A 14,473-nucleotide genomic window follows, 5' to 3' on the forward strand; every position below is an offset into this window, starting at 1 on the left:
ATTACTTGCTTTGATTTTGAAGGAGGGTTTTTTATCTTTGCGCATCTTCACCTCGTAGGTGTGTTATGATTATTTTTTAAGACATTATAATTTAACACGCTTACGAGGTTTTTTATTATTCTAAATCGGAATCAGGGTGCCTAGCAATATTGAAATAGTTCAGCAGGTTGGATCAGGGAACATCAAAAACATCGCGCAAGGCGGTGATAGCATCGTGAAGATGTTTTTCTTCAACAATAGCTGAGATAGAACTGATTGATGTGGATATGGAAAGAATGTTGATACCTCGTAATCCCAACGCCCTGAAAAATGTAGCCGCCAAACCACACCGTTCTTTGAAGTGAGGACCGTAAACTGTTAGCAGGCAGACGTGTTCAATTACTTCAACACTGATATCTTCATGCAACTCTGCAATGGCTTCAACCGCTTTCTGGATGGAATCAGAATCTTTCTGGTGGAGGGTCACAGAGAGGTTGGCCTTGCCTGAACTATCCATGTTTTCACTGATAAAATTCACGGTCTGTCCATAAAAACAGAACTCTTCAAGTGCAGAACCACCCCAGTCCGGTTCATCAGGAAGATTGAAGATTCTTACAAAGGTCAGCTTCTCATCAACAATGATCCCGCCGATTGATTCCTTCCTCACAATCCCTCCTTAAAAGGCAGTTGAACTGTAAACGTACTTCCCTGACCCTCCAGGCTTTCAACGGAGATATCACCTCCATGTAGTTCGACCATGCGCATCACAATTGATAAACCCAAGCCAGTGCCCTCTGAAATCAATTTTCGAGCTGTTGGGGTTCTATAAAATTCTTTGAATATATTTGTCTGCTCTGATTCAGGAATCCCCTGTCCATCGTCAGCAACTTTTACAACATAGTTCGTGTCAACTTTTTCCAGACTCACCTGAATATTTCCTGATTCCTGTGTATAGCGGATAGCATTGGATAGAAGATTTTTAAAAATTTTTCCCAGGGCATTGATATCTCCGAAATAATCAAATGGCATATCGGCGGCGCTAAAAGTGAGGGTCTGGTGTTTTCGATCTGAATTGGGTTTTGTATCTGATACAATATCATCCAGCAATGTCCGGAGGCTCAGTTTTTCAAAATTTTGCTGTTCCTGAAAATTTCCATAGGTAAGATCAGCCAGATCTTTAAGCATCCCTATGGTTTCAGTGGTCCGGCCAATTGCCCGATTCAGCATATTGATGACGCGCTCATCAGCATCTGAACCCAAAATATCCTCTATAACCATAAGGGTTGATTGAATGGTTGCAATGGGGGCTTTCATTTCGTGGCTGGCATAGCGGAAAAACGTCGTCTTGGTTTCGTTGATTTCCTGAAGTTTTAGATTTGCTGCTTCCAGCTTGTCTCGGACACGACGATGTCTCTCCGTCACATTTTGGGCCAGATAGGCTGAGACCATCATAGTCACAACAAAAATGAACCAAATCCCAATAACCATTCTGGAATCATTCATAAGATGAAAGTCATTAAAAAAACAAGTATGCCCCACAAAACTCAACTGTTCTATGAGCAAGAGACCTGAATACAGGATAATCACCAGCAGAGAATACAGATACGAGAAGCCGCCAGGGAACATAATGCTGGCCAGAATAATGTGAAAAACATAGAAAAAGGATAGGGGGCTTTCTGCACTCCCAGTTAGATAAATCAGAATGGTGAGTAGCAGTAAATCCATGACCATTTGCAAATTGAGCAGAATAACCAGATTGGACATTCCGAACTGCTTTTTGGCCGAGGCGTATGCGAGATACATGAGATTTAATCCAACCAGGATGAAACCAACCAGTGCCATGGCATTCAGACTGGAAGGAGGACCAAGGGCAATACTCTTCAAAAGGATTACCCCTGAGAAGAGTCCAAGAATGGCCAGCCAGCGCAACCGTATAAGCCATTTATCACGCCGAAGCATGGAGGCAATTGAGAAAGTGGGTGTTTCAGGAAATAGCGTCAACATGCTACCGTTTTTTTTATCGAATCAGTTAAAGTCTGTGCTGTTTAGACCTTAATATTTTGATGTACGACGTCCACCAATTTTTTGGGATTTACCGGTTTTTCTAAAAACGCATCAACAGGTAGAAAATCGGCATCTTTGCCTGGATCAAACTGAAAACCTGTCTGGTTCCCAACCGCCGTTAACATGACGATGGGGGTATCCTTGATGTCAGCATTTTCCCTGATTTTGTAGGCGACGTGAAAGCCTTCATCCATGGAAGACATCATGACATCCAGAATAACCAGATCTGGAGATTCTGATTTTATCTTCTCCAAACCCTTTTCCCCATCCTGGGCATCAATAACATCATAACCGGCTGCTTCCAAAGTGATACGCATGGCTTCAACGAGATCGAAGTCATCATCTATTATCAGTACTTTTTTTGCCATTTTTTGTTTTCCTCCCGGGCACGAACGCCCACCAAATTGAACTAAGCCTCAGCGAGTTGGCTTACTCGATTAAGTTTATCTTCAACGATTTCAACGGCCATTTTCAAAGCCTTTTTTACAGGTACGGAAAGTGAGCCATTAAATTGAATTGATTCTGGTTCAATACCAATGATTTTCAAGTCTTTGGGGAGCATATCCAGGGAATCTGCCATTTTTATTGACTCTGCCAACCCCAGACCATGAAGTGATAGGGGGTCATCTTTTAACACAAAATCAATTTGATTGGGGTCAAACTCCACAATGCACCCTGCTTGGCGACCCATCTGACAGGCATCCACAACAATCACATGGTCACGTCCTTCGAAATACTCGAGGACTCCCAGAGTGTCACTCCCTGCATCCACCAATTCTAATTGAGAATGTGATAGCTGGGAGAGTGCATCGATAAGTAAGGGACCGATGGCATCATCTCCACGCAAGCGACTGCCTACACCTATGACTGTTAGTGCTGCCATAGGGACTATTCTATGAAGTCAACTTCCAGCATGTGAACCGAGCATGAAATACAGGGATCATACGCTCTAACCAGCATCTCCAGGTTCAGGGTAATTTCTTCCTTGCTCTTGGAAACAATCTCAGGCACCAGTTTCATCATATCAGCATCAATGTTGGCCAGATTCTGTCCAGTTGGAATGATACAGTTGGCTTTGATGATATTGCCCTTGTTATCATAGGTATAGTCATGGAAAAGAATACCTCGTGGAACCTCATTGGAACCAATTCCCCGACCATATCGAGTAGGCGTCTGGTTTGGTTTCTCATTTTTGAGACCAAGTTCCATGAGCCTGTCGATAATACGTACACTATCCAGAATGCAATGCACTGCTTCAACCACCTGGGCGATGGTATTCATGTAGGGATTATAGCAATTGGGTTTGAGACCCATGGCTTCTGCAGCGGCAAGGGCTTCTTCCCCGAGTTGGGCATGGTTGTTATTCCAGCGAGCGAGGGCACCAACGAAATAGGCGTCTCTATTGTACTTCGCATGTTTTGATGTGGAGTGATTCACGATGAATTCATTGGTTACATCAAGATAGTTGTGGACGGAAATTGCACCAGAGTCAGAGGAGAAAATATCACCCTCATAAAATGCATATTCATCTGGGTGCTTCAGGGAAATGTATTCTGTTTCTCTTTCAAACTGAGGGATGGCACCGGCCAGAGCCTTCATGGTCTCTATGGTTTCAAGACCATCTGGGAGGGCTTCTTCTAGAAGACGCCGTTTAATTTCCAGTAACTCTGCTTTTTCAGGAATTCTTGAAAAACCGCCAGGAACCGGTGTGATGGGATGCACGGCTCTACCAGAAACGATATCACCAATATCATTGGCCAGACGTTTCATGCGTAAGGCTCTCAGGACTACATCTTTATGTGTGGCAATAAGCGGAAATACACTTCCAACGTTCAGAAAATCTGGAGCAGCCAGAAAATAAGCATGTAAAATGTTTGATTGCAAGGTAGCGCCATGGATCAATAGTTTTCTGAGTAGTGCAGTCTGTTCTGAAATTTCCAGACCCAGTGCATCTTCAGTGGCAACCAGTGAGGTCAATTGATGACCAAGCGAGCAGATACCGCAGATTCTTGAAGTGATGATGGCTGCTTCATGAAAACTGCGACCCTTCATCATGGCCTCAAAAAACCTGGGCGGCTCAACAATACTGAGATGGGCTTTTTCAAGGACTCCATCCTTCATATTCACTACAATATTTCCATGACCTTCCACACGGGTGAGATGATGGACTTTGATGTCAAGATCACGACTCATAATTGAACCTCGTTTGAATTGAAGAGCAGCATACGTTTTTTAGCTTCGTCCAGACTGATGCCATGGCTGGTCATAACTTCCAGCATGCCATCAATATTAGGATTGTCCAGGATTCCTCGACAGCCCGTACAGAATTGACCAAAGCTGGGACAGACTGCATCACAGCCACCTCTGGTGATGGGTCCAAGACAGACCATGCCACGATTATAAAGACATTCGTTTTCCTTGAGCTTGCACTCAACGCATACTGGAGAACCATATTTGGGGGGTTGCTTGTCCAGAACCAGTGCGATAAGCAGTTTAAGAAAATCCTGCTGGGTCATGGGACAACCGCGAACTTCATAGTCTACTTTTACTACAGATGAGACGGCCATGGCAGGCAGGGTTGCGAAAAGGTACTTATCGGCACCATAGACAGTTTCACGAACTTCATCAATGGGGTGCTGGTTCTTCATGGCATTAACACCACCATTTACGGCACAGGATCCCAGAGCTACCAGAAAGTCACTTCGGCGTCGAATATCATGGATTCTTTCCACACAGGATGGTGAGGTAATAGACCCCTCAATAAAGGCGATATCATAGTGATCTGCCTTGTCGTCCATGGCTTCGCGAAATTCAACAATATCCACATGTTTTAATATATCAAGTAGATCGTTTTCAAAATTGAGTTTATTCAGCTGACAACCTTCACAACTGGTAAAATCAAAGAATGCAACTTGTGGTTTCATTAGAGAGCCTCCTCCAATGGTTTGAGATCGACATAATTGAATACGGGTCCATCCTGGCAGCAGTACACACCATTGATCTGGCAGTGACCACATTTACCAACACCACATTTCATGCGACGTTCAAGCGACAGATATATCTGGTCATCGGGAAGCTGTTTTGACTTCAGGGACATGACCACAAACTTGTACATGACGGGTGGACCGGTGATGGCAGCTATGGTTGTATTCAGTTTGAGATCCAGTGAAGGAATCAGCGTGGTGATAACACCAGTGTTGCCTTCCCAGGTTTCATCTGGCTGGTCAACCGTCACATGCAATTCCACATCATCCCTGTCTTTCCACATTTCAAGTTCATCTTTAAAAAGCAGCTCAGCAGGCGTTTTGGCACCATAAAGAATAATCAAGCGGCCAAAATCATTACGGTTATCCAGGACATAATTGATGAGTGAGCGGAGAGGCACCAGCCCAATTCCACCTGCTACAACCAGGATATCCTTTCCAAAAAGTTTTTCCATGGGAAAGCCCTTGCCAAAAGGACCACGAATTCCCATGCTATCACCGATTTCATATTTCTTGAGAACGTTGGTCAGGGTTCCAACCTGGCGAATACAGAGTTCGAACTTGCCATTTTTTGATGGGGAACTGGAAATAGATATGGGTGCTTCACCAATTCCGAATGCAGATACTTCCACAAACTGACCAGGACCATGACCTAAACTCTGTCCGTCTGGCATTTCAAGCTCATACCATTTTTCCATTTCGGTAATTTGTTTGGCTCCAGTCACCTTACACATCGTGGGGTAATAGAGATCTTCGGTTTCGTGATGTTCTACATCTTGCAGGCGTTTCATATTCAGCCTCCTTCCCTATACCCGGACGGTCCGGTGAAATTGGGCTTTTTCGTCTTCTTGAATGAGCTCATTCACAATATCTGGCAATGAGATTCCAGCAGGACAAAAAGCAGTGCAGCGCCCACAACCAATACACCAGGGCAAGCCCTCTTCATCTGTGATATATTTAAATTTTCGATAGAGACGATGACGTGTTCGATTGATGGTCTTCTCGCGGAAGTTCTCACCACCTGCAACCTCTGCGAAGGTGCTAAGCATGCAGCTATCCCAGCTACGTTGACGCATCCCGTCTTCAGCAGTGACAGTTACTTCATCTTGAACATCAAAGCAGAAGCAAGTGGGACAGGTCAGCGTACAGGCACCGCAACCCACACAACGTGAGGCCACATTTGCCCAGACATCTGAATGGTAGGCATACTGAAAAACACGTGGGAGTCGATTATAATGATAACGTAATTTTTTCTTAAATTCACGACCCTCAACAATCTCTGGTTCGGCAAGCTTGATTTTATCAAAGCCCTCCAGGAGTGTTTGGCCATGATCTGTGAGAACATAGACCTGAAAATCCCCTTCAACTTCATTGAGAAAGAGGTCAAAGCCCTCCATTTCTTCTATCATGATGCCAACACTTTCGGAGAAGTGAAAATCATCTGGTTCGAAAGAAATTCCCACAAAACGAGAGGACTGGCGGCGTTTGAAATAATTGGATTCAGCAGATCCGGACAGCATGCTGTGGTCCAGCCTGAGTATGGATTGCATCTCATAGCTGTGTACACCAAAGAAGACCCTGGGGGTGATTTCCACATTCTCCTGCTCATAGGTCAAATTTTTTAATGAGAACCCCATCAACTTTTCCACTGGTGGGAGAAACATCTTTTTGAGTGGTAAGAGGGTCCGGTTATAGTCCAGAACAACTTTAGCGCTGTCACGAACGACTTCAAACGAGTACGAGACATCCCCTTTCCCATGGGGGGCAATTACCTCCCCAAAATCCCCGAGGTGATTAATCAGGGCTGGGACATCAGACCGTAATAGAGAAAAACACTCCATAATGGCTTCCTTGCATAAATGATCGGTTAACATATTTGTGAATTTTCATCACCTCATCATTTGCAAAGCACATGCCAAGACATCAGTTTCCTAATGACAATTATTTATCTTATCATGTATAATTGATAAAGTCAGCAGAAGACTTTATGAAAGGCTGACAGACATCAAAATCACACTTTGTAATTAATTGATTTTTACATTAAGTGCTGGTGTGAATCATATAATTACCCCAACCTTTAGGCTGGGGTTCTCAAACAATCTGATCGCTGGGCTTTAGCCCAAACGCATTACCTTTATGTTTTGGGCTAAAGCCCCATTTCTCAGAGACTTATTCACCCCATGCTGAAGCATGGGGTAAATGCGTAAACATGAGGTGAAAAATTTGGTTTTAAAAATCTATTAAAATGAACAAGATTTAGTTCAGTGAGATATCATCCGTGATTCGGGGGTCAACACGCTTGAGCAACTCGATGGTTTCTATCTGATCATCTATGAGCCATAAAATGCGATTGGCCCGTTCACGGACAGAATCCATTGAGAGGAGTGAGTATTGTTCATCATTTTTCATTGGCAACGTCCGGGCTACAAGATTTACCAGTGCAATGAACGATTCCTGTTCACCCAGAATAGGTGTAAAGTCAAGGTTTTCTGGAGATTGCTCCACCAGATAGTTCAGACGAAGCAACAAATCTTCACGCTCAGCAATAAAATCATTTCCAGAATCAGATTCAGGTAGCTCAATTAATTCAGCCACCCGATAGGGGTTGTCTTTGACGACCTGGCCAAACCCCACGCGAAACAAGCCCTCCAAAACAATATTGTATTTACCATTCTCCAATTTCTCATAGGACTGGATTCTGCCAAGACACCCCACTGGATAAATTTCCGGAGTGCCATAGTAGTCTTCCTCATAACCAGGTTTCAGAATGCCCATGGCCAAAAGACCATCGCCTTCCAAGACACTTTCAATCATTTCCACATATCTTGGTTCGAAGATGTGGTAACTGGCAGTGGTTTCAGGAAACAGATTTACTGTAGGTAATGGAAAAATGGGAGCGTGCATATTCTCAACCTAGGAACTAAGGTTATGGATTCCTGGAGGTGCAGCAATTTTTAGAACGGTTAATTGTTCATCACTTTCGTTGATGATGCCTGAGCTGACACCCATTGCTACCAAAACGGAGGTATTTCGGGTCAGAACCAGTACTTCATCTCCGACTTCAAAGACACCCTCTCCGCGCAGCACAAAATAAATAATATCTGAAATAGGCTCGACAACTGGAGATATGTATTGGTGGGAATTCAAGAGCAGGACATCCATCTCCAAATGGTCGCTTTTGAACATGCTATTAATATTGGCGGCTTCCTCTGAGAAGTGAGCGACCTGCTTTAAATCCTTAACACTATTTTCCATTTATCATCTCTATAATTTTGTGGACCAGCTTTTCAATTCCTGTGGCAACCTGGCTAATTCTCATATCCAGCATATAGGCTGGGGTAGAAACCAGGTTTCTTTCTTCATCAACCACGAAATCGTCGACTGGACAGTTAATGTGAATACCACCCATCTCCTTGATAGCTGCCGCTGTATCAGCATCTGATCCGATGGTAAGTTTGGCATCTGCGCCATAAATATGGGGAATCATTGCTGGAGCAATACATACAAATCCCATTGGTTTTCCAGTTGCAGCGAATGCTCTGGCAAATTGAAGCACATCGGTCTGCACCGTGCTGGTGGCACCTTTAACTGCAAAATCTGACAGGTTTTTTGCTGCGCCATAGCCACCGGGGAAAATAACAGCGTCATAGTCGTTAGGGTTGGCTTCACCGATATCAATGATCTGGGTTCTGGCAATACGCGCAGCTTCCACCAGAACATTCCGACTCTCTCCCTCGCTAACCTCTCCAGACAGGTGGTTTACCACATGCATCTGCTCCATATCTGGTGCCATGCATTGATAGCTCGCTCCAGCACGATCCAGTGCAAGCATGGTGATCACACTCTCTTGAATCTCTGATCCATCCAAAAATCCTGATCCAGATAAAACCACTGCTATTTTTGTCATGTCACCCTCCCCTTGTTTGAATGTTTACCAATCAAAAGCTGATGTATCGAAATCTTCATCTTGTTTCTTAGCTACCGGTTGCACCCAGAGCTGCTCGGCCCGCATGACGACTGGATAGGTTTCAAGAACTGTCCAGCTGGGCTTAATCCCCTTGCCGGTTGATATCTTGTATTTCCATCCATGCAAAGGACAGGTTACCGTGTCGCCAGTAATGTCACATAGCTCGAGTTTAAATCCATTGTGCTTACACACACCAGAGCGGGCAATAAAGCGATCAGGTGTATGGAAAATGGTAATTTCCACACCATCCAGATTCACATTCAGAGCACCATTTTCTGGCACATCGGATGCTTCACAAGCATATTTAAAATCAACTTCGGGCATAAGCTGTCCACGCTCCCTTAGCCAGTTTTTCAGCCCAGAACAAACCTACCATGGTTTTGGCGTCAGTGATTTCACCACGCCTTAACATTTCCATGGCCTGGTCCAAAGGCATTTCAATGATTTCTAAAAACTCATCCTCATCCCTTTCGGTTTTCTCCATGGTCAGATCGTTGGCTGCATAAACTGCCATTTTCTCATCGGCGTAGCCAATGGCGGGATAGAGATGACTTATAAATGTCCACGTTTTTGCTGCATAGCCAGTTTCTTCCAGGAGCTCACGTTTGCCTGTGGTTAGAAAATCCTCTCCTGGATCCGTTTTTCCAGCTGGTAGTTCATAAAATATCTCGTTTGGGTAATATCTAAATTGGCGTTCCATGATGAGCGTAGTGGCATTTAAAAAGGGAATGATAACCACAGCTCCAGGATGTTTTATCCCTTCACGGATGCTGGTTTTGCCGTTGGGGAGCTGGACTTCATCACGGACCACATGGAGGAGATTCCCCTTAAATTTGGTCTCAGAGGAAAGTTTTATTTCACGAAGTTCTTTGGAATTCATAAGGCTTTTAGCATAGAATGCATCAGGCATAAATGCAAACGAATCCTTTGGCAATCCATGATACTACTTCTTTTACCCCGTCCTTTAGGGCGAGGGTTTGGCGTTCCTCGGGAAAAGGGCTTTTGCTCAAACTGTCAGGACTAAAGTCCTTCTTGTCAGGGTTTCATCACCCCTGGCTTAAAAGCCGGGGTAACTCAACTAAATTGTTGTGGTTATCTATAACTCGACTATTGCAATGGCCACTGAGCCAAAACACCCATACCCGCCATCAACTGTGGAGCCGCAAGGATCACACCCCACCATGGAAATACTAAATCGTCATCCCGAGCGGAGTCGAGGGAAGACAAACAATCCTACTCCCAACATTCCCAGAGGTGGTAAGTTCTTTCAATCAAGGTGTATTCCCTCCCTCGACTCCGCTCGGGGTGACGTAATCTATAATGTCACCTCAAAGTCCGATTATCGTGACAGCCACCGAGCCAAAACATCCATAGCCACCATCAACTGTGGAGCCATCTGGATGATAGGTGTTGGGGATAAATGAAATGGGGCTGTTGCCGTAGCGGGTCAAGTTTTCATCCAGGGCTGTGAGACCGAGATACAGCGGGGTGCCCCTGGCAGAATTAAAACCCCAGTCGATATCAATGATCACCCCGTTGGTAGGATTGACACCTTTTTCCAGGACTGATTCAGCGAAGAACAAATACAGCTTATACTCATAGGCGCTGGCGTGGTGTTGAATCTGGAATGAAACCTCATCAGAACGAATAAGGAGTGAATTCGCAATGAGTTGAGGTTTCTGAGGAACCATGGTGTGTCCTGTGAGTGTGGGAAAACCAGGCGCGCTGATTTCCAGATCATAGGCCACACCTGCTTCTACACTCAGGGTGGTATCGAAATAGTTACCCCAATCACTGGTGTCTTCACCTCTGACGAACTGGTACTCAGCACCTGAACCAATTGAACTCACTTTGGCGTAGTCGATTCGAGGTGAAAAATTCTCTATGGAATCCGAATAAATTTCTTCTGTAGTAAGTGCTCTATTGATATTGATGAAAGATGTCCCGGGTAGATCATCTGCCCGGAGAACTCCCATAATATTCAGGCCAGGTTCAAATTCAGTTTTCACAATTTCTGTGGGCATGGGTCCTGGTTGATGGGGCAATTCACAAGCACTCATCAGGAGTATAAATATCAGGGGCGGCATTAAGATTATCATTCTCATAGGGATCCCCTAAAATTGCAGACTATATCCAAATGATATGGAGGGCAAATACCCAGACCCAAACCCGTAATAGCCATATTCTGGAATGTAGAAATAATAGATTGGATTTCGATGCAGGAAGAGCAGATTTCTGATTGTCATGGTCATATAGGCATCCACACCACCCAGGTATTCAGCCAGATCGAACCCAAAACCTGAGCGGAGTTTCTTTTTCCAGCCAATATCCCAGGCAAACCGGGCGGGATACCTGACATTGTTGCGCTCTGGTGTGATGTAGGTGGCAAAATATCCAGTAGTATTTGTCAGGGGATCATAGGTCCCATGCATGCGCATGCCTGTCTCCCAGGTACGTGGAAATCCAGAGGTGATTTGCAAGGTGGAACTGGCAACGATGTCAGGGGTCAATTTGAAAAGGAGAATCGACTTAAGGTTGTGGGGTTGGTCCGCATCAAAGAGACTGGTTTCGCCATCCAGAATCGATGGGTAGCGGCGGAATCCTTTGGAAAAGTTATAGCCCAGCCACCCGGATAGACGACCAAATTCACCCCTGAGCAGAATTTCAAACCCATAGGATTCGCCAGAGCCTCCCTCGATGAGGGCAGAGCTCTCTCCAGCAACGACTGTATTGCTGTAGGTTGCCCGATAGAGTTGCTTCAGGTCCTTGTAATAAGCACTCACCTCATAGGCGATGTCACCAAACAGGGGACCGCTGAGCCCGACGATATAATGAATGGAATTGAGGGGTTCTCGATTCTCCAGAGACTGGTAATAGTCCAGAAATTGGACAAATTCATCACCCTTGGAGTCCATGGTGGTGAGATATTGAAAATATTTTCCATAAGCAGTCTTAAGCTGGTGGCCCCCTGGGATTCTGAGACTTGCTGAAGCCCGGGGTTCCATGTGCCATGTACCTTGAACCTTAGATCGGGAATTGCGCAACCCCAGCTTGAATTGGAGAGGACCCAGTTCAATTTTATCCTGAACAAAAAAGGACTGGAATTGGGCTCCCGATTTATTCGGATTTGGATCCGCGTCGAAGCGTCCCACTTCATTGGCAAAATAAATATCATTAATTTCCAGACCCAGCTTCAAGGTTTGATTCCAAAAGGCATACCAGGCCAGGCTGGCCTTCCCCGTATTTTCACCAATTGTATTCTCAATATGGGTTTTATAGTCAAGAGCGGCAGTAAAATCTTCCACAGTATCTGTTATGGAGTAGTTGAAATACGTCAAATTGTCGACAGAGGAAGCGGAATGATAGACTTGACCTTCCAGGGTTAATGTCGGCAGAAGAACAGAATTAAACTTGACGCCTAACGCCCGATTGGTGGTGTTGGTGACAAAGCCCTCACCAAAGGAATCAAACAAACCCTCAGGAAAGAAGAGCATGAGATTGTCTACGCTATAATCCATATAATCCCGGGCAAAAAACCCGGAAAACCGGAGCCGTGTTTTGCCAAGCAACACCTGATAGGCTGCGTTGTAATCCATGACCAGATTAGGTGTGCCCATTATGACCCGGAGCATAAAATCAGTATAGGTTCTACCAGACACCATGGCCGTCCCATTTTCGCCTGCAGGAAATTCAATGGCCCCGCTAATCCCTGAGATGGACGGTCGGAATTCGCCATGGATTTCTGATTGGTGACCTTCACGGGTGGAGATATTCATGATGGAGGCGTTGCGTCCCCCATACTCAGCATCAAAACCTCCCACCAGCATCTCCACATTCTTGATGGAGTAGGGATTAAAGATGGCACTGGAACCCATAAAGTGTTGGGGATTGTAGATGGTCATGCCATCCATCTGAACCAGATTTTCACCAGGATCGCTGCCCCGGACATAATATTGAGGGGACATGGGATCTGAAGTGGTCACACTGGGCGAGAATTGGATCAGCTTGAAGACATCCTTGTTGAGTTGAGGAATTTCTGTAAGAATGATTGGATCAACCTGTATGCTGGAGATATCCATATCCTTGATGATAGTGGTGCGCTTCCCCACTACTTCAATGGCCCGGGCATCCAGAGCATGGGGTCGCAGGGTCACGCTTGAAACAAAATGATTATCAGACCCCAGATTAATACTGAATGTTGTGTCCACATAGGCAATGTGCGAAAAGGTGAGATCAACTGGACCTGTAGCGATGCTCCTGAGAATAAAAAAGCCTTCCACATTGGTGGCGGCGCCCTGTCCCGTTGCTCTGACAAAGACATTCACACCAATAATACTTTCTCCAGATTGTACATCATGGACAAACCCGGTGACATCGGCAGCACCCAGGTGGACATTGAGGGAGAGGATGACCATGAGGATGGATAGTATTTTAGCTCTCATCATCATGGTAACAGTACTCCGGCTCTCAGAAATAGACCCATTTCGGTGTCAGGAATGACAGTTGGCAGAAGGTTATATCCAGCATAAACACCAAGCCCACCAAAGAGACCTTTGTGATACACCGGCCGATATTCAATACTTGCCTGGGCTGACACATTTATATAGAACAGATTGTAATAGTCCAGGTGCTTAAAATGACCCCGCTCGAAATTATTAAATCCAAAGCGATAGGTCCCTGAGAGCTGGGTGATCCACTGAGGTGAAAGCCGTTGGAACCACTGCTGATCCTTCCCTCCAATTGCTATGGACTCGTGAATATCTGATTGGCGATAAAACAAACCAGGCGAGCCGCGCAGCCACTTTGATTGCTGATCTGGTGGAAAATCCAGTCTGAAGTGTGCGTTAATGGCGAATCCATCTCCCAGGTAAATGAACTCTGACCAGGTCATAAGTTGACGACGAAACAGATATGGATAGAATTCTGAATTGAAATCCTTTTCAGAAAGCACACGGGATTGTTCTCTGGCAAACTCCTGAACCACACGGCCGATGTAGAGCGTGTCCGCCTCTTTTTTCTCGCGATTCACACGCAGTTCCCAGATCCAGTCACTCACCGGTTGATTCAGACTGTCATAGAAAGTGGTATAGGCACTGAGACAGAGACCCTTTTGCTTGATGCTGGAATGGTCAGTCCAGAGAATGAGTTTAGAAAGATGAAGGGTGCCTGCAAGATCAAGGGAATCTTGTACAAATTGAGCCTGGAAAAGATTGGATAGGGGTTGATCCAGGGCAAGATATTGGTCAACAGGGATATATCTGTATTTCTTGGTCTGACGGATACCGAGAATGGCGCCATCCAGTATTCTGGAATCAATGACTTTGATTGAGCTGGAGGATGGATCCAGGCTTGAATCCTGGACCACATCAATATTCAGGGTGTCTGAAATAAAGGTTTCAATACTGGGGATTTTGAATTTCTGTGCCGAGACCATATTCAGTGGCATGATGAAGGTCAAAACCCAGGATAAGAGCTGCAT

16 protein-coding genes are annotated in these 14,473 nt (G+C 45.1%); all 16 read right to left on the reverse strand.

The window, feature by feature from the left end:
* Nucleotides 1–172 precede the first annotated feature (172 nt).
* A complete protein-coding gene (locus ISR87_14225) occupies nt 173–646 on the reverse strand; it encodes an ACT domain-containing protein (GenBank protein ID MBL7026595.1) in 474 nt (157 codons plus the stop codon).
* Nucleotides 643–1,983, reverse strand: a complete 1,341-nt coding sequence (locus tag ISR87_14230) for a HAMP domain-containing histidine kinase (protein ID MBL7026596.1) — start codon at nt 1,981–1,983, stop codon at nt 643–645. Before ISR87_14230 ends, ISR87_14225 begins: the two co-directional genes overlap by 4 nt.
* 41 nt (nt 1,984–2,024) lie before the next feature.
* Nucleotides 2,025–2,411, reverse strand: coding sequence for a response regulator (locus ISR87_14235; GenBank protein MBL7026597.1), 387 nt, complete (start codon nt 2,409–2,411; stop codon nt 2,025–2,027).
* A gap of 41 nt (nt 2,412–2,452) precedes the next feature.
* Complete coding sequence (locus ISR87_14240) at nt 2,453–2,926, reverse strand: hydrogenase maturation protease (GenBank protein MBL7026598.1); 474 nt, start codon at nt 2,924–2,926, stop codon at nt 2,453–2,455.
* A 5-nt stretch (nt 2,927–2,931) separates the two neighbouring features.
* Nucleotides 2,932–4,236, reverse strand: coding sequence for a Ni/Fe hydrogenase subunit alpha (locus ISR87_14245; protein MBL7026599.1), 1,305 nt, complete (start codon nt 4,234–4,236; stop codon nt 2,932–2,934).
* Nucleotides 4,233–4,967, reverse strand: a complete 735-nt coding sequence (locus tag ISR87_14250) for an NADH:ubiquinone oxidoreductase (protein ID MBL7026600.1) — start codon at nt 4,965–4,967, stop codon at nt 4,233–4,235. The genes ISR87_14245 and ISR87_14250 overlap by 4 nt, the downstream gene beginning before the upstream one ends.
* Complete coding sequence (locus ISR87_14255) at nt 4,967–5,818, reverse strand: FAD/NAD(P)-binding protein (protein ID MBL7026601.1); 852 nt, start codon at nt 5,816–5,818, stop codon at nt 4,967–4,969. The genes ISR87_14250 and ISR87_14255 overlap by 1 nt, the downstream gene beginning before the upstream one ends.
* Before the next feature lie 15 nt (nt 5,819–5,833).
* Entirely contained in the window at nt 5,834–6,868 is a 1,035-nt protein-coding gene (locus tag ISR87_14260) for a 4Fe-4S dicluster domain-containing protein (protein ID MBL7026602.1), read from the reverse strand.
* Nucleotides 6,869–7,283: 415 nt separating this feature from the next.
* On the reverse strand, nt 7,284–7,931 hold the full coding sequence (locus ISR87_14265; protein ID MBL7026603.1) for an LON peptidase substrate-binding domain-containing protein: 648 nt from the start codon (nt 7,929–7,931) through the stop codon (nt 7,284–7,286).
* A 9-nt stretch (nt 7,932–7,940) separates the two neighbouring features.
* Complete coding sequence (locus ISR87_14270) at nt 7,941–8,282, reverse strand: cupin domain-containing protein (GenBank protein MBL7026604.1); 342 nt, start codon at nt 8,280–8,282, stop codon at nt 7,941–7,943.
* Nucleotides 8,272–8,934, reverse strand: a complete 663-nt coding sequence (gene elbB, locus ISR87_14275; protein ID MBL7026605.1) for an isoprenoid biosynthesis glyoxalase ElbB — start codon at nt 8,932–8,934, stop codon at nt 8,272–8,274. Before elbB ends, ISR87_14270 begins: the two co-directional genes overlap by 11 nt.
* Nucleotides 8,935–8,958: 24 nt before the next feature.
* Nucleotides 8,959–9,318, reverse strand: a complete 360-nt coding sequence (locus tag ISR87_14280; protein ID MBL7026606.1) for a Rieske 2Fe-2S domain-containing protein — start codon at nt 9,316–9,318, stop codon at nt 8,959–8,961.
* Nucleotides 9,305–9,874 carry an NUDIX hydrolase gene (locus tag ISR87_14285; GenBank protein MBL7026607.1) on the reverse strand — a complete coding sequence of 190 codons (570 nt, stop codon included), beginning with the start codon at nt 9,872–9,874 and terminating at the stop codon, nt 9,305–9,307. The genes ISR87_14280 and ISR87_14285 overlap by 14 nt, the downstream gene beginning before the upstream one ends.
* A gap of 448 nt (nt 9,875–10,322) precedes the next feature.
* Nucleotides 10,323–11,099: a DUF4249 family protein gene (locus ISR87_14290; GenBank protein ID MBL7026608.1), complete on the reverse strand. Its 777-nt coding sequence runs from the start codon at nt 11,097–11,099 to the stop codon at nt 10,323–10,325.
* A gap of 9 nt (nt 11,100–11,108) precedes the next feature.
* Complete coding sequence (locus ISR87_14295; GenBank protein ID MBL7026609.1) at nt 11,109–13,442, reverse strand: TonB-dependent receptor; 2,334 nt, start codon at nt 13,440–13,442, stop codon at nt 11,109–11,111.
* Nucleotides 13,439–14,440, reverse strand: a complete 1,002-nt coding sequence (locus ISR87_14300; GenBank protein MBL7026610.1) for a hypothetical protein — start codon at nt 14,438–14,440, stop codon at nt 13,439–13,441. The genes ISR87_14295 and ISR87_14300 overlap by 4 nt, the downstream gene beginning before the upstream one ends.
* Nucleotides 14,441–14,473: the final 33 nt, after the last annotated feature.

This window comes from Candidatus Neomarinimicrobiota bacterium, from assembly GCA_016784545.1.
In the GTDB taxonomy this organism is placed as follows: domain Bacteria; phylum Fidelibacterota; class UBA8477; order UBA8477; family JABMPR01; genus JABMPR01.